A 19813-nucleotide genomic window follows, 5' to 3' on the forward strand; every position below is an offset into this window, starting at 1 on the left:
CTGTGGTCAACAAGCCTGAGCCACCAATTTCCCCTGATGTTGATCTTCGCGGGATGCCGTTCATGCCCCTGGATGTCAACAGATTGCGCGATAGCGATCTTGCAATTGAGGCAACCGGTGAAGAATTTCGCGCCGCCGTGATGCTTTGGTGTGCGTCTTGGAACCAAGTTCCTGCCGGGTCTCTACCAAATTCTGATACCGCGCTGGCTGCGTATGCCGGATTCGGTCGCGATATTAAGGGCTGGAAGAAGGTAAAAGACGGCGCGCTCCGTGGTTTTATCGAGTGCTCAGATGATCGCCTATACCACTCAGTGGTGACCGAGAAGGCGATGTGCGCCTGGGCTGAACGCGTCGAGTATCGCGAGATAAAAGACAACGAAAAGTCCCGTAAACAAAGGGAGAGAGAGGATCGCAAGCGCATGTTCGAGGCGCTTAGAAGTGTTGGAATTGTCCTTCCTTATAACGTGACAACCTCTGAGCTCCGGTCCCAATACGACAGCATAAAGCCTGATGAAGAAGCCGTGACAGGTCACGAGCATGTCACTGTGACAGGTCACGCACTGGACACGGCTAAGAGAGGGACAGGGACAGGGACAGGGACAGGGATTAAAGATCAAGAACACACACACACCGCGCAGACGAAATTCTCGCTCCACGATGCCTGGGAACCCAACCCAACCACGTTCACCGCCGTCCTGTTCCGCAATGGCATGGCAAGCCAAACCTTCGAAGCCGACCAGCTTCTTGAATTCCGCTCGTACTGGATCAGCCGACCCGATGACCTGAAAACACAGGCCCAGTGGGAACACGCACTCGCCCAGCAACTGAAACGCCAAGCCCGCACCCAGCAAGCCAACGGGGGATCACCCAATGAAACCGGTAGACGAATTGCTCAAAGCCGCACGCGTAACGCTCACGACATCCTCACCGACGACACCTGGTGAACCGGTAGTCGAGAACGTCACCCCGCTGGAGCAACAGGAGCGCCGCGCAGTCCGTCGTGTGTTTGCAACGCTGAAAACCGCGTTCCCGGCTTGGTACGAAAAGCACTATGGCGACGTAAAAGCCGAATCCCTGGCCCGCCGCGTGTGGATGACCGCGATCCATGAACTGGGCGACGACGCCGTAAACCGTGGACTGCAACGCATGGTGCTGGAATGCAAGTTTCCACCATCGCCCAGCGATTTCATGGACCTGTGCAAGCGCGTTGATGACTTGCCATCCGAGGCACAGGCATGGGATGAGGCGCTGTGCGGCACGTACACGCACAAGGCCGTACGCATCGCTGCTGAGGCCACCAGCACGTTCGACCTGAAATCGGCGACCCACCACGACAAAGCGCTGAAGCAACGCTTCGAACGCAACTACGCGATCGTCACTCGCCGCGCACAGACCGGCCAGAACCTGGAAGGGCGAATCGCCAAGGGACTGAGCCACGACAGCATGCGTCCACGCGAACAAATCCAGCTCGAGCACTCGCGCAACGAGGTCGACCGAATCGTCGACACCCTCGAAATACCAAAAGATCCCAATGCCTGCCGCGCCATGCTGCTGGCCAAACTCGGCATCCGGAGAAGCGAGCATGTCTGATCTGAAACCCGTTTCCTTCGTCGTGCCAGGTGAGCCGCAAGGCAAGGGCAGGGCGCGCATCGGCAAGGTGGGTAACTTCGCACGCATGTACACCCCAGCCAAGACTGTCGCCTACGAAGGGCTGGTCGCGCTCGCAGCGCAGGACGTCATGCAGGGTCGAGAGCTTATCGACGGCCCGGTGCTGATCGAGCTGCGCATCGTCCACTCGGTGCCTCAATCCAAGTCGAAAAAGTGGAAGGCCCAGGCATTGGCTGGCGAAATCCCGTGCATGAAAAAACCGGATACGGACAACGTGCTGAAAGCCATCTGTGACGCCTGCAACGGCGTCGTTTTCAAGGATGACGTCCAGGCCACGGACGGGATGTTTAAACGGCGCTGGGGCGAAACGCCGGGCGTCCACGTACGAATTGTTCCGCTGTGCAGCTGATCCACCAGCACTACGCATAACTACGCTTCGAGGGGAAGGGGAGAATCATGAAACTTATCAGCGCGAGACAGGCCTGGCGGGACGCACTGCACGAAGGCCGCGATTCGGTACTGGCTGCCGCAGCAGAGCGGGCCAAGATGGGCAAGCAGGGGCGCGTCATCGGCGAGACGATGCCGTCAATGCTCGACAGCAACGGCCGGTGCGCCCACATGCTGGCCGCCGGGCTGGTGCAGTCGGCCATTGCCACGTTGCCCAAGCCCTTGCAGCACTTCGGGCACGCGCTGTATTCACCGGTTGCCACCGGCCAGGACCTGAACATTGCTCACGCGCTGGTGTGGTTCAACACCGAGCTGCCCGAGTGTTCCGACCGGCGCAAGGAAATTGCCTACTGGATGGCCTTGGCCGCGATCAAGAGCCACCAGGCGTTTGTGTCTGATCGCGAAGGCTGGGGCGCTGTCCGCGTCTGTGAGTTCGTGCGTGACTGGTACGGCGCGAAGATGGATGCGACCAACTGGGCCCGGGACTGGGCGGCGATCTGGAGCGCGATAGCGATCTCGGTCGACCGGCTCGACGCGAAGGCGCTGAAGCCTGTTGCTGCCGTCATCGTCCGCATGGATGGTCGCCGGCATGACGGCTGGTGCCGCTGGGACCGTCATGACCGTGACGCTGTTGCTGACGCCCGTGCAGCCAGCTACGCCGAGCGCCGCACCGGAACGGTCCTTGCCTTGCAAGTCCGCCTCAGCGCTATGACGCAGCAGCAGCTCAGCCGCTGGTTTCGACGCATGAGCGCATATTCCGCCGCCTACCGCGACGAATGGGACAAGGATGTGATCGAGAACTCCCACCGGCACCAGCGCTATCTTGACCGCGTCACCGAGTACTGGAATCAGCGCCAGCGCGTCGGTGACGTGAAGAAGCGTGTGGCGTAACATCCAACGGCATGAATTGGAGGGTTTTGCATGACTGATCAAGATTTGTTGGTGTTTGCGTCCAAGTCCGCACAGCTTGATTTTGTACCAAGCAAGGATGGCGGGGTTGGAATAATTGGGGGGATTTGGCATAAGCCGTGGAACCCCCTCAAGGACGATGGTGACGCTCTGCGCCTTGCGGTGACACTCGGCCTCGACCTGAAGCTCTCGAAATATCTCCCAGAGGCCTTTGATCTGGTCCCCGGGGCCGCACCCTCGCAGATTGATGCATTCGAAAAGGTCCGGCGCGCCATCGTTGAAGCCGCCGCCGAAATCGGGAGAGCAATGCCTCATGAAAAATCACCTCCAGATCACGCGAGGCGCACTATTACTGGTGTCACCGGAGGTAGCCCGAATAGTTTTTCATGCAGCGTCGCCTGCGCCTCTTGTGGCCGAGCCCTATCAGTTACGGCTATTACCAGTGAATATAGGCAGATCGTCTGCTCTGATTGTCTGGCCAAAGCCCGAATCGAACCAAAAACATGACCGCTTGACCATTTGACGAGTGTTCTGATACCTTTTTCGCAAGTTGCAAAGGTTCGCCCAGAGCGAAACCAACCCCAAAAACCCGGCCATTGAGTCGGGTTTTTTCGTTTCTGATGCGTGGTAGAGCAGCGGTCAGCTCGTTGGGCTCATAACCCGAAGGTCGGTGGTTCGAATCCATCCCTCGCAACCAATTTCACAGCACTGTTCCCCTTCATGGTGGTGCTTTGGCCGCTCTCACTGGCGGCCTTTTTTATTCCTCGGAGTTCACCATGGCTGAGCCAGCAAGCACTGCCGCCGGCGTCCTGCTCGTGAAATACGGCGTCGTCATTGCTGGCTTCGCCGGAGCGATCCTCTCGTTGACGTTCTTGCAGGGACTGACCCGCAAGCAGGCCGTATGGGCCTTCTTCACCGGCTTCAGTTCAGCGATTTTCTGCACGCCCCTGGCGGTGAGCTTCTTTCACCTTGAGCCAGGCGGTGAAACCCAGTACGGCGTTGCCTTCCTGATTGGCCTGCTGGCCATGAACATCATTCCGGGGCTGAAGGCCTTGGCGGGACGGTTCGGCGCCACAGGAGCTGCCGGATGAGTACGATTTTGATCCGTGCGTTAAGTGCGGCAGATGCGTTTCTGTGCGTCTTGGTCGTCATCGCCGCCTTCGACTACTTGCGCCGCGTGCGGCCGATTGATCAGCCAGTCCTGAGCATTTCGTTCTACCTGGTGGCCATCGGCGCGTTCGGTGCATTCGTCACCGCGATCCAAGGCCATTGGGTGAACCCGTTCGGCGTGATGATCCACGCCGGCATCGTGGTGTACGCCTGGGCACGGCGCGGCCACATCTTTGAGGCAGTCATCAAATGAACTTCTTCAAATCACTCCTCGCATGGATTGCGAAACCCTTCTATCCCGAGGATCCACTGATGAACATCACCACTCTTGCGTCCGTCCTGATCGTCGGCGCCACCATGCAACTGGTTGCAAGCGAAGCTGCCGTATTCGAATCCAGCGACACCGCAGTTGCAACCGTCGATGCGACCGGGCTCGTCACCGCTGTGGCCCCGGGGTCCGTGGCTATCACCGCGACGTCCCCGAACGACGTAAACAACACCAGTCTGGTCAACCTCTCGATCACTGCTGCGCCCGAGGCTGTTACAGCTTTGCCGGTGGCTTCCGCTGCTCCTGCTGTTGCGCCAGCCCCATCCCGTGATGTCATCCAGGTGCTGGAAGGCATCTTGATTGCGCTCGGTCATGAGCTGCCTGCGTGTTGGGCGGAAGCGGCCGCGCTCGCCAAGAAGGTCGTCTAAACGCGAGGTATCCCCATGGCGCTGACAGCCAAGCAGCGTCAATTCGTCGTCGAGTACCTGATTGACCTGAACGCCACGCAAGCGGCTATCCGCGCCGGGTACAGCGCCAGGGGGGCAAAAGACCAGGCATGGCAGCTCATGCAACGCCCCGAGATCACTGGAGCCATTGAACTGGCCAAGGAAGAGCGCAGTAAACGCGTCCAGGTTGATGCCGACTACGTGCTGCAGCGCCTCACCGATATCGACCAGATGGACTTTATCGACATCCTTGAAGACGACATGTCGTTCAAGCCCGTGCGGCAGTGGCCCAAGATTTGGCGCCAATACCTTTCGGGCTTCGATATCGCCGAGATGTTCGAGGGAGCCGGCAAGGACCGCGACATGGTTGGCGTCCTCAAGAAAATCAAATGGCCCGACAAGGTCAAGAATTTGGAGTTACTCGGCAAGCACGTGAGCGTGAACGCCTTCCGTGACCAGATCGGCCTGGGAGACCCGAGCGGTGGCCCGATAAAGGTCGCCACCGCCGACCTTGGGAAACTGACCGATGAACAGCTCGAACAGCTTGAGCATCTCGCCGCAGTTGCTCGACCTGACGTCGATTAGAAATGAGCGTGCTCGCCGTGGGCTGCTGCAGTTCACCCTCAGAACAAAGCCTGACTTCATTGAGGGCTGGTTTAACCGTGAGGTCGCCGCAGCCCTTCAGCAGTTCTACTACGACGTCGAGCGTGGCTTGCAACCACGCCTGATGATCTTCGCGCCACCCCGCAGCGGGAAATCTGAGTTGTTCAGCCGGAGATTCCCGGCTTGGGCGCTTGGGAAAAATCCTGACTTGCAGATGATCGCTTGTTCGTACGCCTCGGACCTGGCCAACCGGATGAACAGGGACGTGCAGCGCATCATCGATGACGACACATACCACAGCATTTTTCCGGACACCTGCCTGAACGGTAAGCGCGTGGTGACCGTCACCGGAACCGCGCTGCGCAACAGCGAGATTTTCGAGGTCGTCGGCCATTCAGGCGCCTACCGAAGCGCCGGTGTCGGTGCGGGCATCACCGGGATGGGCGCCGATATCGGCATCATCGACGACCCGGTCAAGGACGCCAAGGAGGCGAACAGCGAGACGGTCAGACAGGCGATTTGGGACTGGTACACCACCACGTTCTACACGCGACTGTCGCCGAAGAGCGGGATTTTGCTCGGCATGACCCGCTGGCACTCCGACGACCTGGCCGGGCGCCTGCTCCAACAGATGGAGGCCGGCGAGGGCGATAACTGGACAGTCGTGAGCTTCCCGGCCATTGCCGAAGAAGACGAAGCGTTCCGGAAAATCGGCGAGGCTCTTCACCCTGAGCGCTACCCGCTGGAGCGCTTGGCCAAGATCAAACAGGCAATCGGCTCACATGCCTGGAACGCGCTTTATCAGCAGCGGCCAAACACCCGGGGCGGCGGCCTGATCCATTCGGCATGGTTCATCCGGTACCGCGTACTTCCTCGCATCGAATATCGGGTTATCTACGCGGACACCGCGCAGAAGACCGCCGAACGCAACGACTACACCGTGTTCCAGTGCTGGGGCTATGGCGAAGACCGTCGGGTCTACCTGATCGACCAGTTGCGTGGGAAGTGGGAAGCCCCTGACCTGCGCAAGCGCGCCACCGAGTTCTGGAACAAGCACAGCGCAGAACGTGACGTTGGTTACCTCAGGTCATTCATGGTCGAGGACAAGGCCAGCGGCACCGGCCTTATCCAAGACCTGCGCAGCCTCGGTGGCATCCCGATAGCCGGCATCGAGCGGACCAAGGACAAGCTGACTCGCGTCATGGACGTCCTAGGCTACATCGAGTCCGGCAACGTCTGCATTCCTGAGGGGGCGCCATTCGTGTCCGACTTCATAACGGAGTGCGAATCCTTTACCGCTGATGACAGCCACCTTCACGACGACCAGATAGACCCAATGTGTGACGCAATCAACGACATGCTCGGCAGCCAAAGCAGCCTTGCCGTTTGGGGAAGACTATGAGCAAGCGGCACGAGATCAACACCCGGGCCGCCAAGGTCAACAAGCAAACCGATGCAGCCCGGAAGTCATTCATGACGGGCGACAGCTTCCAGAACTTCACCGCCAGGGTTGGTCTAGGTACCCAGAATCAGCATAGTGACAGCGGCTACGGTTTCAATTTCGTCAGCCGCAACCGCATCCAGATGGAGGCCGTGTATCGCTCCAGCTGGCTTGCTGGCCGTGCAGTGGACTGCCGTGCAAAGGACATGACCCGCGAGGGGATTGAATTCAACTCGATCATGCCGCCCGAGGAAAAGGACAAGCTCTCCCGTGCTTTTGAACGGTTGCAGATCTGGAAAGGGCTTGGCGACAACGAGAAATGGTCACGGCTCTACGGCGGTTCGATTGCCGTGATGCTGATCGATGGCCAGAAGCCTGAAACCCCGCTGCGCTTGGACACGATCGGACCTGGCCAATTCAAAGGCCTGCTGGTGCTCGACCGCTGGCTTGTTCAGCCGTCACTTGAAAACCTTGTCACCGAATACGGTCCCGACCTTGGCAAGCCGAAGTTCTACACCGTGGTGGCAGATGCCCAGGCACTGATCAACCAGAAGATCCACTACAGCCGTGTGATCCGCCGCGAAGGTGTTGAGCTGCCTTACTGGCAGCGCATCGCCGAAAACGGCTGGGGTCAATCGGTGCTTGAGCGCCTGTGGGATCGTCTTATCGCGTTCGATAGCGTCACATCGGGGACCGCTCAGTTGGTCTACAAGGCCCATTTACGCACCTATTCGGTTGAAGGCCTGCGCGACTTGATCGCACTGGGTGGTCGTTCGCTTGAGGCGCTCCTCAAGAACATTGACATGATCCGTCAGTTCCAGAGCAATGAGGGGTTAACCCTCATGGATGCCAAGGACAAGTTCGAGACGCATCAATACAGCTTCTCCGGCTTGTCGGACGTGATCGACAAGTTCGGCGAGCAGGTCTGCGGTGCCGTAGAGACGCCGGACATCATCCTGTTCGGCCAGTCCCCGGGCGGCATCAGCAATGGCGATGACACCTCGGTGCGCATCTACTACGACAGCGTTAAGAGCGACCAGGACACGTACCTGCGGCCAGGCGTGACGACCATCTGTGACGTGATCAGTCGTTCCGAGTTGGGCAAGCCATTGCCTGAGGGTTTTGCCTTCGACTTCGTGCCGCTCTGGCAACTCAGCGACACCGAGAAGGCCGAGATCGGCGCCAAGGACACGAATTCCGTGGTCACGGCGTACGACTCGCAGATCATCAGCCGGGCGACTGCCCTGAAAGAGCTTCGCCAGTCCAGCAACACCACGGGGCTTTGGTCGAACATCACCGACGAAGAAATCACCGAGGCTGAGGCTGAACCGCCTCCAAGCCTTGGCGAAGGGGATTTGACCAATGGGCCGCCTGAAAACCCTGGACAAAAAGAGAAGCCGGAATCCGGTCAGGACGAGTAGAGCTGAAAGGCAATACCAGTCCTCGCTGTCGCAAGTGGCCCGCCAGGTGGGAAGCATCATCAACGGCTTCCCACCTGGTGATCCGTCTGTTGAACCAACCATCTCGAACATGCTGAGCCGGTACGCGGACCTGTTAAATGATTGGGCTGTCTCGACGGCGAGCAAGATGCTCGTCGAGGTCAACCAGCAGGACCGCAAGGCCTGGGCAACGCTCACGGAACAGATGTCGCAGGCGCTCAGGCAGGAAATCCGCACGGCGCCAACTGGTCAAGTCATGCAGGGTTTATTGGCCGAGCAGGTCACGCTGATCAAAAGCATCCCGCTCGATGCTGCGAAGCGTGTGCACGACCTCACGCTGCAAGGAATTGAGGACGGTACTCGCTCCAACGAGATCGCGAAGGAAATCATGCGCTCGGGCGAAGTGTCCGAGAGCAAAGCCAAGGTGATCGCCCGTACCGAGGTGTCCCGCACTGCATCCACGCTGACTGAGGCTAGAGCCCGATCAGTGGGCAGCGAAGGCTACATCTGGCGAACCTCCGGTGACAGCGATGTGCGCCACTCCCACGCCGAAATGAACGGCAAGTTCGTTCGCTGGGACTCCCCGCCAACCCTGGACAAGATGACCGGCCATGCAGGGTGCTTCCCGAACTGCCGCTGTTACCCCGAACCCGTTATCCCTGAGTGAACCCCTATGCACGTGAGAACCCAAGACGAGGCCGGGCGCTGGTTCGCGCCTGAGCGCCTGAGTGCGCGGCAACGGATGACGCCTGAGGGCTTCCTGCTGTGTGAGGCGGTCCCAATTGCTCGCACTGGAACACTGCTCTACGACGAAAGCGAACTGGTCAACGATGACGGTCCTCTGGTCCAAGGCGGAAGCGGCGGCCTGGTGACCATCGAGCGCAACCCTGACCAGGTGTTCCGCGCCGAAACCATCGCCAGCTTTGAAGGAAAGCCGGTGACGCTCAGTCACCCCGACGACTTTGTAAACCCCAGCAACTGGCGCGAGCTGAGTGTCGGAATCACGCAGAACGTCCGACAGGGCGACGGCATCGAGAACGATTTGATGCTGGCCGACCTGCTCATCACCGACGCTGAGGCTATCAGCCTCGTGCGCGCCCCTGTCGATGCTGCAACCGGCCAACCAGTCTCACCGCTGCGGCAGGTCTCATGCGGTTACGACGCCGATTACGAACAACTGGCGGTCGGTCGCGGCCGCCAAATGAACATCGTGGGAAACCACGTAGCCCTGGTAGAGCGTGGCCGCTGTGGCCCGCGATGTGCAATTGGAGACTCCGACGATATGAGAACCACCGACGCAAAACCCCAAAAGCGCACTTGGATGGACCGCGTTCGCACGGCGTTCAAGGCGAAAGATGAAGCGGCACTGGAAGAAGCCTTGGAAGGGGCCGAAACCGGTGATGAGGAAGAAGAGGAAGAGGGCAAGAAGTCGGTAAAAACTGGCGACTCCAAGACCCTCGACGCCATCCTCAAGACCATGAAGTCCCTGGACAAGCGCATGGGCGACATGGAAGAGGAGGTGAAGAAAATCACCGAGGACGACGAAGTCGATGGTGACGGTAAAACCACCGACAACCTTCTTGATCCTGAGCCCGTCAGCAAGACTACCGAAGCGCTGGGTACTGCCTATACCGGCGATGCAGAGGTGATGACTGACCTGCGTTCCAGAGCTGAGGTGTTGGCACCTGGTGTCACCTTTGCCGCTCGCAGTTCCAAGGTGAAAACCTCCGACCACGTTTGCACTTGCCAGCGGTCGGCTCTGTCCGCCGCCATGCAGACCGCCGACGGCAAGTCTGTTGTCGAGCCATTCCTGATTGGCCGTGACCTGTCGAAGCTCACTGCTGATCAGGTATCGGCGGTGTTCGTCGGTGCATCCGAATTGGCCAAGGCCCGTAACAACGGCGCTGGCGCCCGCAGCTCGATTAGCACCAAGGACTTTGGTCGCGCCCCGCTGAGCGTGGACGAGATCAACAAACGCAACAGAGAGTTCTGGAATCCAAGCCAGAACCGCCACTGAGGAAAGACCCGATGAGCAACGCATTTTTGTACCGGATGCCTGCGGGCATTCCCGGCGACGTAACTCGTGCCAGCCAGGCAACGATTGAACCGGTTTTCCTGAACCCGTCTGTGCCGTTCGCAGGCTACGGCCTGTTCGGCAAGATCTCCGGCGGTCAGTTCGTGCCGTTCGGCGCTGGCGACGTGGACGGTGGCCAATACGGCCTGTTCGCACGGCCTTACCCGACTTCGGGTGGTTCTGGCTCTGATCCGCTGGGCACCTCTACACCACCGACCAAAGGGGTGGCTGACGTCCTGCGCCGTGGCTACATGACCGTGAAGCTGAACGCCGGTACCGCGTCGAAAGACAGCACCGTATACGTGCGTGTCGCTGCCGCTGCTACGGGCAAGCCCATTGGTGGCATCGAGGCAGCAGCCGATAGCACCAACACTGTCGCGATCAGCACCGCATCTTTCATGGGCGCCGCCGATGCCACTGGCGTCGTCGAAATCGCCTACAACATCTAAGGGGAATGCTCGATGAGCAACTTGATCCTGCCGCGCCATATCAAGCGCGCACAAACTCGCGACAGTCTCCAGACGTTCGACGCCCGGACTATCGATTCCACCGGTGCGTTCCTGGTCGGTGAACTTGAACGCCTTGATCAGACCATGCACGGGCCGCTGGCCAGTGTTACCTGGGGTCGCGACATCCAGCTGCGTGAAGACGTCAGCATTGCTGATGAAACCTCCAGCTTCACCAACAGCACCTTCGCTTCGGTCGGTGGCACCAGCACCACCGGCAAGGCCTGGATCGGCAAGGATTCGACCTCAATCGCCAGCATGGCGTTGGACATCGGCAAGACTCCGAAGCCATTGACCCTTTGGGGTATGGAGCTGTCGTGGACGCTGCCTGAATTGGCATCTGCCATGCAATTGGGGCGCCCTGTAGATAGCCAGAAGTTCACCGGCTTGCAGCTCAAGCACAACATGGACGTCGACGAGCAGGTCTATATCGGTGATACCGAGTTGGGCGAAACAGGCATGACCAACTCTTCGGTGGTGACCAACGTCAGCAATGCCATCACCGGCAACTGGGGCACCGCAACTGCTGACCAGATCCTGGCCGATGTTAACGATCTGCTCAACAGCGTGTGGTCTGCATCAGGCTTTGCAGTGTGCCCTGCTGAGCTCCGCCTGCCTCCGGTTCAGTTCAGTCAACTCGTCTCTCGAAAAGTGTCCGATGCCGGCAACATCTCGGTCATCGAGTACCTGCGCATCAACAGTCTGACAAACTCCCTGACGGGTCGCCCGCTGAACATTCAGCCGCTGAAATGGCTGACCGGCCGTGGCGCGTCCAGCACCAACCGCATGATGGCCTACACCAACGAGAAGGATCGCATCCGCTTCCCTCTGGTGCCGCTGCAACGCACCCCGCTGGAATATCGTGGTATTCGCCAGATCACCACCTACTACGGCCGCCTGGGCGTTGTGGAAGTGGTCTACCCAGAAACTATCGGCTACCGCGACGGTATCTAACTGGAGAGCGCCATGAAATTTCTCAACGTTCTCCAGGGGTTCAAGCTGAACCTTGCAGAAGGTGTCCGCGAGTTCGAAGCCGGCCTGCAAGAGGTCGAGGACGATATCGCGGAACACTGGTACGTGAAGGCCAACACCGAGGCTATGACGGCCAAACAAGCCAAGGCGTTGCAGGCTGACGCCGGCGACGATGACCAGGCCAAGGCTGACGCGGATGCCAAAGCGAAGGCCGACGCCGATGCGAAGGCAAAGGCAGATGCCGATGCAAAAGCCGATGCGGACGCGAAGGCCAAGGCTGACGCGGATGCCAAAGCGAAGGCGTGACCCATGGACGCCGCGCAGTTCCGCGCTGACTTCCCTGAGTTTTCCGACACAACGAAGTACCCGGATTCAGCCGTAAATCTGTGGCTGAATCTGGGCGCAAAGACCCTCGCTCCTGATCGTTGGTGCGACTACCTGGATATTGGTCTTGAGTTGTTCACAGCGCACAACTTGTCTATCGCCGCCGGCAACCAGCTTGCGGGGGCCGTCGGTGGCGCGCCGGGGCAGATCAAAGGGCCGGTCAATTCGAAGTCGGTCGACAAGGTCAGCGTCGGATACAACTCTGGCGCCGTCGCGCTGCAAGACGGCGGGTTCTTCAACCTGACGACCTACGGTATCCAGTTCCTGCAATTTGCCCGCATGGTCGGCACCGGGGGTATTCAGCTATGAGCATGAAGATCACCACCGACAATGTGGCCAAGGTTCTGGCGTCGATTCAAGAGCTCGCCAGCAAACAGGTGCTGGCGGGTATTCCTGCTTCGACAGCTGATCGTGATGACGGATCACCACTCAATAACGCACAGATTGGATACATCCAAAATTACGGATCTCCGGCGCAAAACATACCGGGTCGCGATTTTATGGAATCGGGTATTGAGCTGGTGCAGGAAAGCATCAATGACCACCTGAAGAAAGCAGCTACAGCCGCAGTGAACGGAAATTCTGAAAAAGTGGACGTTGAACTCAATGCGACAGGGTTGGTTGCTCAGGCTGGGTTGCGGGCAAGAATCAACAGCGGGGATTTTGCTCCGCTATCGAAAAGAACCTTGGCCGCGAGGCGCCGGCGCGGGAGAACGGGGATAAAGCCCCTGATCGACAAAGGTGAACTGCGTAACTCTCTCACCTACGTGATCCGCAAGAAGGACTGACCATGGCCCAGCTCGATGTAACAGATGTCCTGCTTGACCCAGACTTCATGGATACGGGCCTCGCGTGTAAGCGCCAGGTCCTAGCGGTCGGCGACAACGGTAGGGCAACCTCGACCGAAACCAACATCGCGTTCGCAGGTGTGGTCACCAGCGACAAGGGCGACATCCTTGAGCGCCTGGCGGGTGGTGAGCGCAAGAAAGGCTCCATCACCGTTCACACCATCTTCGCGCTGACTGCCGGCGACGGTGACACCACTGCCGATATCGTCACCTGGCGCGGCAAGACCTATACCGTGTCCAACGTCAACGACTACCAGCACTTCGGGCGCGGCTTCATCTGCGCCACCTGCGACCTTCTTCCTCTAGCGGGATAACCCATGGCAAATACCTCCGCAACCGGTGGCTACCTCGCACCGGCGGGGTCGCCTGCGCCCCCGGAAGACGATCAGCTTGAAGACGTGCTGCAGGCCATGGTGGTCGGCATCAGCGGGCTTGCCGGCCAGTTCGTCAGGCCTCGCTGGCAACCAACGACACCGAAGCAGCCCGAGCCGGGCGTGAACTGGTGCGCAGTTGGCGTCCACGACACGAAGACCATCGCCAACCCGGCCATCGATCATGACGGATCGGACGACGGCCACGACCAATACCAGATGCACGAAGAGCTTGAGGTGCTGTGTTCGTTCTACGGGCCTCAATCCCAGAGTTACGCGTCGATTCTTCGTGACGGCATCTTCATCACCCAGAACAGCGAAGCAATCAAGGCGCTCGGCATGGCGTTTTTTCGGCGCTTCAAATATTCGGCCCGCGCCTGAGCTGGTCAATCAGCAGTGGATCCGCCGCTACGACCTCTTCATCTACATGCGCCGCCAAGTGGTGCGCGTCTACCCCGTACTCAACATCCTGTCGGCAGATCCCGTGATCGTCGACTGATTCCACCCGGAGAAAGCAATGCAGACTCTTGCCATTTCGGACGTCGTGAACGTCCAGATCGTCATGTCTCCGAAGGCAGCTGCTACGCGCAATTTTGGCGCGTTGCTGGTCCTCGGCTCGTCCCCAGTCATCAATGTCAGTGAGGGACTGCGGCAGTACGCCGGCACTGACGGCATCGTCAGCGACTTCGGCACCTCGGCGCCTGAATATGTTGCAGGCAACCTGTTCTTCAGCCAGTCGCCACAGCCGTCGATCATGTATATCGGTCGGTGGGCCAAGACAGCAACAGCCGCCATTCTCAACGGTGCGGTATTGTCGACGGATGAGCAGGCCCTGGCCAACTTCACCGCAGTAACTGCTGGCGGTATGAAGATCACCATCGACGGCACGCTGAAAACACTTTCGGCTATCGACCTGTCGGGCGTCACCAACCTGAATGGTGTGGCCTCGGCCATCACCACCAAGCTCGCCTCGGCAGGCACCTGTGTTTGGGATGCGACTCAAAGCCGATTCGAAGTCACCAGCGCAACCACGGGCGCCAGCTCGACGATCAGCTATGCGGACGTTCCTGCTTCTGGCGTGGATGTTTCTGCACTGCTGGGTCTGCAATCCGGCCAAGCTTCGGCCCCCGTCAACGGCGTGATCGCCGAAGCGCTGGTGGACGCCGTGGCGCGCCTCGCGGGCATGTCGAACGACTGGTATGGGCTTCTGGTGGCAGACCCTTCGCTGGCATCCTCTGATGTGCTGGCAGTGGCTGCCTTCATTGAGGGCGCAGGCCAAAGCCGGGTTTTCGGCTACACGACGCAGAACTCACTGGCGCTCGATCCGACCAGCACTACCGATATCGCCAGCAAGTTGGATGCTGCCAACTACAAACGCACCTTCACTCAATTCTCCAGCTCCAGCCCGTATGCAGCGGCCTCAATCTTCGGCCGAGCCTTCACCGTTGATTTCCAAGGCAACAACACGACCATCACCCTGAAGTTCAAGCAGGAACCCGGAATTACTGCTGAGAGCCTGACCGAAACTCAGGCTGCAGCGCTGAAGGCAAAAAACTGCAACGTGTTCGTCAACTACAACAACGACACGGCGATCATCCAGGAAGGAGTGATGTGCAACGGTTACTTCTTCGATGAAGTGCATGGCCTGGATTGGTTGCAGAACGATATCCAAACCGCCGTGTTCAACCTGCTTTACACAAATCCAACGAAGGTTCCGCAAACCAACCCAGGTATCAATCGCATCGTCACCACCATCGATAGTCGATGCGACCAGGCCGTGAGCAACGGACTTGTGGCACCTGGTGTTTGGAATGGCCCAGATGTGGGCGCCATCACAACAGGACAGACGCTGACCAAGGGCTATTACGTGTTTGCTAGCCCTGTTGATACCCAGGCTCAGGCTGATCGTGAGGCACGCAAGGCTCCAGTCATTCAAGCAGTCATTAAGCTTGCGGGCGCCGTCCACTTCTCTGACGTAATCGTCAACGTCAATCGCTGATCGGAGTTGATCAATGGCCACTTATAGCTTTCTCGATGTAAACGCGACTCTGGTTGGCGCCGGTGCAGTAATTGACCTTGGTGCCGGGTCGGCGAACGCGGAAGAGGGGATTACGATTTCCCGGACAGATGACAAAAAACACCATGCTTACCGGTGCCGATGGCGAGGGTATGCACTCGTTGCACGCCGGAAAGTCCGGCACTGTGACCCTTCGATATCTGAAAACCTCTCCAACGAACGCCAAGCTGATGGCCCTTTACGACGCTCAAGGCCTCAGCTCTTCGCTGTGGGGACAGAACGTCATTTCAGTGACGAACAGTGCGAGCGGTGACGCTACCGGCTGCCGCAGTTGCGCATTCAAGAAGGCCCCAGACCTGAGCTACAAAAAAGACGGCGATATCGTGGAATGGGTTTTCGACGCCATTAAAATCGATACCATCCTGGGTACTTACTGATGAGCGAATTTGACCTCGGTACTGACACGTTCCGGATCGGCAAGCTGAACGCGTTTCAGCAGTTCCACCTGTCCCGCAAGGTGGCGCCGATGATCCCGATGCTGATCCCAGTGTTCTTGAAGCTTAAGCAATCCTCTGCACCTGTTGCGGGTGAGGACGGTGCCACGGTGAGCACAGAGACTCCGCTCAGCGGTGATCTAGGCGCATTGGCGGAACTGCTTCAGCCGTTCGCCGATGGCATCGCAGCCATGCCTGATGAAACAGCCGAGTTCATCCTTTCGACCTGCCTGGGCGTCGTACAGCGAAAGCAGGGCGCCTCATGGTTCCCCGTCTGGAACACAAGCCACAACGTCTGCATGTTCGACGACCTGGACCTGGGCCTCATGATGAAGCTGTCCGTGCGCGTGATCACCGAGTCGCTGGGCCCTTTTTTACGCGGGATGCTTACCGGCCAGAGCAATCCCAAGGCCTGACGGTCGAACTCGCGAAGCTGCCCGACGGCGAGGATTGGCTGCTCATTCCGGTTCATGAGGGAATGTGCCGGTATGAGTCCTTGCTGAACGGCACGCTTGATATTTCCGACATCGCAAAAATGAATGACTCGCTGCTGATCCGCGCCGTAAACAAGGATCGGGTGCGCAGATCCCTGGAGGATTAAATGGCTGATCAAGACGTCATTAAGGAGTTCTTGGTCGGCCTGGGTTTCAAGGTCGACCAGAAAGGCGCGAAGGACTTCACCACCGGAATCGACACCGCAACGAAAAGCGTCATCAAGTTGGTCACTGTGATCGCCGGTGCTTCGCTGACTGTCGCCGCCGGCGTCTCGGCTTTCGCCTCCAACCTCGAAGGCCTGTATTTCGCGTCCCAGCGGGTCGGATCCTCCGCCGAGAGCCTGAAGTCTGCTGAATATGCCGCGCGTGATCTGGGCGCATCGGCGGACGAGGCTCGCGGCTCAATCGAGGGAATCGCCAAGTTCTTGCGCGACAACCCGGGCGGTGAAGACTTTCTGAAGGGCATCGGCGTGCAGACGCGGGATGCCAATGGCAACCTGAAAGACACTGCCGATATGCTGGTCGACATTGGTCAGAAGCTGAAGGCGATGCCGTGGTATCAGGCGAACCAATACGCTGGCGTTCTCGGTATCGACGAGAAAATGCTGCGCGCCATCCAGGACGACAAGTTCGGCGCCAAGCTCGAACAGAACCGGAAAAAGCTGCGAGATAGCGGGCTCGACCAAGCCACCAAGGATGCTCACGCGTTCATGGAGGTGCTACGTGGTGTCGGTCTGCAATTCGACACGTTCGCGATCCAGGTCCAAGCCGCCCTGATGGGCAAGCTGGGCCCGGACCTGCAACGCTTCGCGCAGTGGTTCGAACAGAACGGCCCGATGATTGCGAACCGAATCGCCGATATCGCCGTCAAGCTGATCAACTTCGTTGAAAAGTCAGCGCCATATCTCCAAAAGATCTGGGATTTCTTCGTCAAGCTGGATGAGGCCACCGACGGCTGGAGCACGCGAATCATCGTGCTGCTCGGCCTGCTGAACGCACTCGGTGCACTGTCACTGGTGAGTGGTATCACTCGTTTGGCGGCGTCATTCGTTAGCCTTGGTGCGGGCATCGCCGGACTGTCCGGGGCCGCTGCCATCCTGACACCGTTGGCCGGGGCGACAGCTTTGCTGTACTCGCCAACCCTGAACGACGGTGAAGACGCAATCATCGACAAAATCAGGGAAAAGCAGGGGCTTCCGCCGCGAGAAGGTCAGACCGAAGACGGGACACCTACCCATGAGGGGCAGACGCCGGACCAGGCCGCACGTGAGCGGGCGCGCGCCGATGCCTGGCGCAAGAACCAGGACGTTGACAAGGACAAGTCGAACTTCGTCTCTGACTTCTTTGAAAGCGTGGGTTGGACCAAGGAACAGGCGGCGGGCATCACGGCGAATCTGGCAGCAGAAAGTAACTTTGATCCTAAGGCGAGGGGAGACTGGGGGCGTGCTCGCGGTGTTGCCCAGTGGCATGACGACCGCCAGCGAGAGTTCGAAAAGTGGTCTGGATTCGACATCAAGGACGACCGCGCCGACCTGGTAAAGCAGCTTGAGTTTGTTCACTACGAACTGACCCAGGGTGCCGAACAGAAGGCCGGCAATTTGCTCAAGGCTACGGAAAACGCGCAGGACGCGGGTGCCGTGGTGTCACGCTACTACGAGCGCCCAGGCACAACGGATGAAGCCAAGAATCGGGAAGCCACCACCCGTGGCGAGATGGCCGCCCAGCTCAATCAGACGACGAACATCACCATTCATGGCGCGACTGACCCAGGCGCGACAGCAACAGCGGTTGGTGGTGTGCAGAACCGGGTAAATCAGGAAATCACCCGAAACTTCAACACTGCGGTGAACTGATATGCCGAATTTTGCGGGATTCATTACCATCGACCCGAAGCGATCCATCGACACCATCGTCGCCCATGTGACGTTGGAAGAAGTGGGCACGGACGAACTGCAAATCACCGAACACCCTGTCGAACTGGGCGCGAACATCACCGATCACGCCTTCAAGAAACCGGCCGATCTCGTGATTCGATGCGGCTGGAGCAATGCCAGTCTCGCCGGGGTGCTCAATGGTGTTCAGGGGTTGATATCGGCGCTGAGCGGCGGTGATGCGTTCGGCTCCGACTACGTGTCCAGCGTCTACAACCAGCTGCTGGCATTGCAGGAGTCGCGAATCCCGTTTGATGTATCCACGGGGAAGCGCCTCTACAGCAACATGCTGATGCGCAGTCTGGGCGTGACAACGGACGAAAAGAGCGAATACACGCTGATGGTGACGGCTGTTTTCAAGCAGATCCTTATCGTTCAAACCCAGGCCACGACACTGCCGCCCCGCGATGACCAGGCGCAACCCGAAGCGACCGCCGAGACGGCCGACACAGGCACGAAGCAGGTAGTGGTCGGAGTTCCAGCACCAGGCGGCTGGCAGCCACCAAACGGATAAGCCCATGGCCAACTTTGAAATCCCGCTCACACCAGACCCGCAGACTTTCACCGTCTCATTGTCTGGTGTCGACTACCGGCTCACCGTGCAATGGCGCAATGCCGACGGCGCCGGCTGGATCCTCGACATCGCCGACACAAGCGCGAACCCCATCATTCAGGGCATTCCTCTGGTGACCGGGGTAAACCTGCTGGAGCAGTATGCCTACCTGGGCTTCACCGGCGCCCTATGGGTACAGACAACGGCCGATCCTGATGCGGTGCCGACCTTCGATAACCTCGGGGTCGGCTCGCATCTCTACTGGTACACCGCATAAAACCCAATTGAGGAAAAAGGCATGAACTCGATAGCGCTGGTTGCAACGCTCGACCCGATCAGTATTGAAAGCCGCAAGACGGTCATTGAGGCGTTCCAGATTCTTGAGCTGGCTGTCACAACGCCGCTGGGCAAGGATGAAATGGCCGCAGTAGATGCGGCCAAGGCCGTGCTGTTACAGGTAGATGTTTCGGTAAAAGTGGCTTAGCTAGGGATTATCGGCTCCGCATAGCACCGACAATGACCGTCATGGGAGCGGCAGCCTGACCCTGGGTGTCCGTGATGATGGGGATGATCCCATCTGAACTTTCGGCCGTTGTTCGTCGAGCACACAACGCATACAGCCTGGTCGCCACATGATCGCCAGACGTAGTGGGTGCCTCCAATAAAAGTTGCACGCTCTTTCGTCTCTTCAAATGACGCGACGGCGTTGTCTTTGAGTTTTTGCAGGTAGTCCGGATCGCCGAATGCGACTCTTTTTCTGACCTTTGGCTCTGTCAGTGATGGATTGTGAGCCTTTACAGCTTCGATTTTTGGCTTCCTACGCCTTGCAATGAGGGAGGCGATGGCTACAAACAGCAAAACCAGCGCGCCAACAATGATGATGGGTGTCCTATCCATT

Annotated in this window: 27 protein-coding genes, 1 tRNA gene and 2 pseudogenes; all 30 read left to right on the plus strand. The window is 58.8% G+C overall.

What is annotated here, in order from left to right; all coding sequences use genetic code 11:
- Nucleotides 1-2: 2 nt before the first annotated feature.
- Nucleotides 3-944 carry a DnaT-like ssDNA-binding domain-containing protein gene (locus tag POF45_RS26790; RefSeq protein ID WP_282317112.1) on the plus strand — a complete coding sequence of 314 codons (942 nt, stop codon included), beginning with the start codon at nt 3-5 and terminating at the stop codon, nt 942-944.
- Nucleotides 871-1590 carry a replication protein P gene (locus POF45_RS26795; protein WP_282317113.1) on the plus strand — a complete coding sequence of 240 codons (720 nt, stop codon included), beginning with the start codon at nt 871-873 and terminating at the stop codon, nt 1588-1590. Before POF45_RS26790 ends, POF45_RS26795 begins: the two co-directional genes overlap by 74 nt.
- Nucleotides 1583-2017: a RusA family crossover junction endodeoxyribonuclease gene (locus POF45_RS26800; RefSeq protein ID WP_282317114.1), complete on the plus strand. Its 435-nt coding sequence runs from the start codon at nt 1583-1585 to the stop codon at nt 2015-2017. The genes POF45_RS26795 and POF45_RS26800 overlap by 8 nt, the downstream gene beginning before the upstream one ends.
- Before the next feature lie 47 nt (nt 2018-2064).
- The gene (locus tag POF45_RS26805) at nt 2065-2946 is read left to right on the plus strand and encodes a hypothetical protein (protein WP_282317115.1); all 882 of its coding nucleotides are present in this window, start codon (nt 2065-2067) and stop codon (nt 2944-2946) included.
- Between the two features lie 30 nt (nt 2947-2976).
- Nucleotides 2977-3471 carry a hypothetical protein gene (locus POF45_RS26810; RefSeq protein WP_282317116.1) on the plus strand — a complete coding sequence of 165 codons (495 nt, stop codon included), beginning with the start codon at nt 2977-2979 and terminating at the stop codon, nt 3469-3471.
- A 114-nt stretch (nt 3472-3585) separates the two neighbouring features.
- Nucleotides 3586-3661, plus strand: a tRNA-Met gene (locus POF45_RS26815).
- Between the two features lie 79 nt (nt 3662-3740).
- Nucleotides 3741-4055 (plus strand): peptidase M48, Ste24p, encoded by a 315-nt coding sequence (locus POF45_RS26820; RefSeq protein ID WP_282317117.1) that lies wholly within the window; start codon nt 3741-3743, stop codon nt 4053-4055.
- The gene (locus tag POF45_RS26825; protein WP_282317118.1) at nt 4052-4327 is read left to right on the plus strand and encodes a hypothetical protein; all 276 of its coding nucleotides are present in this window, start codon (nt 4052-4054) and stop codon (nt 4325-4327) included. The genes POF45_RS26820 and POF45_RS26825 overlap by 4 nt, the downstream gene beginning before the upstream one ends.
- The gene (locus POF45_RS26830; protein ID WP_282317119.1) at nt 4324-4770 is read left to right on the plus strand and encodes an Ig-like domain-containing protein; all 447 of its coding nucleotides are present in this window, start codon (nt 4324-4326) and stop codon (nt 4768-4770) included. Before POF45_RS26825 ends, POF45_RS26830 begins: the two co-directional genes overlap by 4 nt.
- A 15-nt stretch (nt 4771-4785) precedes the next feature.
- Nucleotides 4786-5373, plus strand: a complete 588-nt coding sequence (locus POF45_RS26835) for a terminase small subunit (RefSeq protein WP_282317120.1) — start codon at nt 4786-4788, stop codon at nt 5371-5373.
- Nucleotides 5315-6793, plus strand: a complete 1479-nt coding sequence (gene terL, locus POF45_RS26840; protein WP_282317121.1) for a phage terminase large subunit — start codon at nt 5315-5317, stop codon at nt 6791-6793. Before POF45_RS26835 ends, terL begins: the two co-directional genes overlap by 59 nt.
- 71 nt (nt 6794-6864) lie before the next feature.
- Entirely contained in the window at nt 6865-8253 is a 1389-nt protein-coding gene (locus POF45_RS26845; RefSeq protein WP_282317122.1) for a DUF1073 domain-containing protein, read from the plus strand.
- Nucleotides 8195-8938, plus strand: coding sequence for a phage head morphogenesis protein (locus POF45_RS26850; protein ID WP_282317123.1), 744 nt, complete (start codon nt 8195-8197; stop codon nt 8936-8938). Before POF45_RS26845 ends, POF45_RS26850 begins: the two co-directional genes overlap by 59 nt.
- Before the next feature lie 6 nt (nt 8939-8944).
- The gene (locus POF45_RS26855; RefSeq protein WP_282317124.1) at nt 8945-10288 is read left to right on the plus strand and encodes a DUF2213 domain-containing protein; all 1344 of its coding nucleotides are present in this window, start codon (nt 8945-8947) and stop codon (nt 10286-10288) included.
- An 11-nt stretch (nt 10289-10299) separates the two neighbouring features.
- Nucleotides 10300-10794, plus strand: coding sequence for a structural cement protein Gp24 (locus POF45_RS26860; RefSeq protein ID WP_282317125.1), 495 nt, complete (start codon nt 10300-10302; stop codon nt 10792-10794).
- A 12-nt stretch (nt 10795-10806) separates the two neighbouring features.
- Nucleotides 10807-11805, plus strand: coding sequence for a DUF2184 domain-containing protein (locus tag POF45_RS26865; RefSeq protein ID WP_282317126.1), 999 nt, complete (start codon nt 10807-10809; stop codon nt 11803-11805).
- Nucleotides 11806-11817: 12 nt separating this feature from the next.
- On the plus strand, nt 11818-12129 hold the full coding sequence (locus POF45_RS26870) for an STY1053 family phage-associated protein (RefSeq protein WP_282317127.1): 312 nt from the start codon (nt 11818-11820) through the stop codon (nt 12127-12129).
- A gap of 3 nt (nt 12130-12132) precedes the next feature.
- Complete coding sequence (locus POF45_RS26875; RefSeq protein ID WP_282317128.1) at nt 12133-12516, plus strand: DUF4054 domain-containing protein; 384 nt, start codon at nt 12133-12135, stop codon at nt 12514-12516.
- Complete coding sequence (locus POF45_RS26880; protein WP_282317129.1) at nt 12513-12995, plus strand: hypothetical protein; 483 nt, start codon at nt 12513-12515, stop codon at nt 12993-12995. The genes POF45_RS26875 and POF45_RS26880 overlap by 4 nt, the downstream gene beginning before the upstream one ends.
- Nucleotides 12996-12997: 2 nt before the next feature.
- Nucleotides 12998-13369, plus strand: a complete 372-nt coding sequence (locus POF45_RS26885) for a hypothetical protein (RefSeq protein ID WP_282317130.1) — start codon at nt 12998-13000, stop codon at nt 13367-13369.
- Nucleotides 13370-13465: 96 nt separating this feature from the next.
- Nucleotides 13466-13925 (plus strand): annotated as a pseudogene (locus POF45_RS29980) (phage neck terminator protein).
- Nucleotides 13926-13943: 18 nt separating this feature from the next.
- Nucleotides 13944-15425: a DUF3383 domain-containing protein gene (locus POF45_RS26895; RefSeq protein WP_282317132.1), complete on the plus strand. Its 1482-nt coding sequence runs from the start codon at nt 13944-13946 to the stop codon at nt 15423-15425.
- A gap of 13 nt (nt 15426-15438) precedes the next feature.
- A pseudogene (locus tag POF45_RS29955) lies at nt 15439-15498 on the plus strand (hypothetical protein); the annotation flags it as partial.
- 7 nt (nt 15499-15505) lie between these two features.
- Nucleotides 15506-15880: a tail tube family protein gene (locus POF45_RS26905; RefSeq protein ID WP_349016874.1), complete on the plus strand. Its 375-nt coding sequence runs from the start codon at nt 15506-15508 to the stop codon at nt 15878-15880.
- The gene (locus POF45_RS26910) at nt 15880-16353 is read left to right on the plus strand and encodes a phage tail assembly chaperone (RefSeq protein WP_282317134.1); all 474 of its coding nucleotides are present in this window, start codon (nt 15880-15882) and stop codon (nt 16351-16353) included. Before POF45_RS26905 ends, POF45_RS26910 begins: the two co-directional genes overlap by 1 nt.
- Nucleotides 16354-16415: 62 nt before the next feature.
- Nucleotides 16416-16538, plus strand: coding sequence for a DUF6889 family protein (locus POF45_RS29960; RefSeq protein WP_431978621.1), 123 nt, complete (start codon nt 16416-16418; stop codon nt 16536-16538).
- Entirely contained in the window at nt 16539-18284 is a 1746-nt protein-coding gene (locus POF45_RS26915) for a phage tail tip lysozyme (RefSeq protein ID WP_282317135.1), read from the plus strand.
- 1 nt (nt 18285) lies between these two features.
- On the plus strand, nt 18286-18876 hold the full coding sequence (locus POF45_RS26920; protein ID WP_282317136.1) for a phage baseplate protein: 591 nt from the start codon (nt 18286-18288) through the stop codon (nt 18874-18876).
- 4 nt (nt 18877-18880) lie between these two features.
- A complete protein-coding gene (locus POF45_RS26925; protein ID WP_282317137.1) occupies nt 18881-19192 on the plus strand; it encodes a phage baseplate plug family protein in 312 nt (103 codons plus the stop codon).
- A 21-nt stretch (nt 19193-19213) separates the two neighbouring features.
- Nucleotides 19214-19399: a hypothetical protein gene (locus POF45_RS26930; protein ID WP_282317138.1), complete on the plus strand. Its 186-nt coding sequence runs from the start codon at nt 19214-19216 to the stop codon at nt 19397-19399.
- Nucleotides 19400-19813: the final 414 nt, after the last annotated feature.

The sequence above is a fragment of the Pseudomonas fungipugnans genome (assembly GCF_029955235.1).
Taxonomy (GTDB): Bacteria; Pseudomonadota; Gammaproteobacteria; order Pseudomonadales; family Pseudomonadaceae; genus Aquipseudomonas; species Aquipseudomonas fungipugnans.

Excerpts from the sequence above, each read along its gene's own strand:
- POF45_RS26795 (WP_282317113.1), top strand. The coding sequence starts at position 871 with ATGAAACCGGTAGACGAATTGCTCAAAGCCGCACGCGTAACGCTCACG.
- POF45_RS26800 (WP_282317114.1), top strand. The coding sequence starts at position 1,583 with ATGTCTGATCTGAAACCCGTTTCCTTCGTCGTGCCAGGTGAGCCGCAA.
- POF45_RS26805 (WP_282317115.1), top strand. The coding sequence starts at position 2,065 with ATGAAACTTATCAGCGCGAGACAGGCCTGGCGGGACGCACTGCACGAA.
- POF45_RS26810 (WP_282317116.1), top strand. The coding sequence starts at position 2,977 with ATGACTGATCAAGATTTGTTGGTGTTTGCGTCCAAGTCCGCACAGCTT.
- POF45_RS26820 (WP_282317117.1), top strand. The coding sequence starts at position 3,741 with ATGGCTGAGCCAGCAAGCACTGCCGCCGGCGTCCTGCTCGTGAAATAC.
- POF45_RS26825 (WP_282317118.1), top strand. The coding sequence starts at position 4,052 with ATGAGTACGATTTTGATCCGTGCGTTAAGTGCGGCAGATGCGTTTCTG.
- POF45_RS26830 (WP_282317119.1), top strand. The coding sequence starts at position 4,324 with ATGAACTTCTTCAAATCACTCCTCGCATGGATTGCGAAACCCTTCTAT.
- POF45_RS26835 (WP_282317120.1), top strand. The coding sequence starts at position 4,786 with ATGGCGCTGACAGCCAAGCAGCGTCAATTCGTCGTCGAGTACCTGATT.
- terL (WP_282317121.1), top strand. The coding sequence starts at position 5,315 with ATGAACAGCTCGAACAGCTTGAGCATCTCGCCGCAGTTGCTCGACCTG.
- POF45_RS26845 (WP_282317122.1), top strand. The coding sequence starts at position 6,865 with ATGACGGGCGACAGCTTCCAGAACTTCACCGCCAGGGTTGGTCTAGGT.
- POF45_RS26850 (WP_282317123.1), top strand. The coding sequence starts at position 8,195 with ATGGGCCGCCTGAAAACCCTGGACAAAAAGAGAAGCCGGAATCCGGTC.
- POF45_RS26855 (WP_282317124.1), top strand. The coding sequence starts at position 8,945 with ATGCACGTGAGAACCCAAGACGAGGCCGGGCGCTGGTTCGCGCCTGAG.
- POF45_RS26860 (WP_282317125.1), top strand. The coding sequence starts at position 10,300 with ATGAGCAACGCATTTTTGTACCGGATGCCTGCGGGCATTCCCGGCGAC.
- POF45_RS26865 (WP_282317126.1), top strand. The coding sequence starts at position 10,807 with ATGAGCAACTTGATCCTGCCGCGCCATATCAAGCGCGCACAAACTCGC.
- POF45_RS26870 (WP_282317127.1), top strand. The coding sequence starts at position 11,818 with ATGAAATTTCTCAACGTTCTCCAGGGGTTCAAGCTGAACCTTGCAGAA.
- POF45_RS26875 (WP_282317128.1), top strand. The coding sequence starts at position 12,133 with ATGGACGCCGCGCAGTTCCGCGCTGACTTCCCTGAGTTTTCCGACACA.
- POF45_RS26880 (WP_282317129.1), top strand. The coding sequence starts at position 12,513 with ATGAGCATGAAGATCACCACCGACAATGTGGCCAAGGTTCTGGCGTCG.
- POF45_RS26885 (WP_282317130.1), top strand. The coding sequence starts at position 12,998 with ATGGCCCAGCTCGATGTAACAGATGTCCTGCTTGACCCAGACTTCATG.
- POF45_RS26895 (WP_282317132.1), top strand. The coding sequence starts at position 13,944 with ATGCAGACTCTTGCCATTTCGGACGTCGTGAACGTCCAGATCGTCATG.
- POF45_RS26910 (WP_282317134.1), top strand. The coding sequence starts at position 15,880 with ATGAGCGAATTTGACCTCGGTACTGACACGTTCCGGATCGGCAAGCTG.
- POF45_RS29960 (WP_431978621.1), top strand. The coding sequence starts at position 16,416 with ATGTGCCGGTATGAGTCCTTGCTGAACGGCACGCTTGATATTTCCGAC.
- POF45_RS26915 (WP_282317135.1), top strand. The coding sequence starts at position 16,539 with ATGGCTGATCAAGACGTCATTAAGGAGTTCTTGGTCGGCCTGGGTTTC.
- POF45_RS26920 (WP_282317136.1), top strand. The coding sequence starts at position 18,286 with ATGCCGAATTTTGCGGGATTCATTACCATCGACCCGAAGCGATCCATC.
- POF45_RS26925 (WP_282317137.1), top strand. The coding sequence starts at position 18,881 with ATGGCCAACTTTGAAATCCCGCTCACACCAGACCCGCAGACTTTCACC.
- POF45_RS26930 (WP_282317138.1), top strand. The coding sequence starts at position 19,214 with ATGAACTCGATAGCGCTGGTTGCAACGCTCGACCCGATCAGTATTGAA.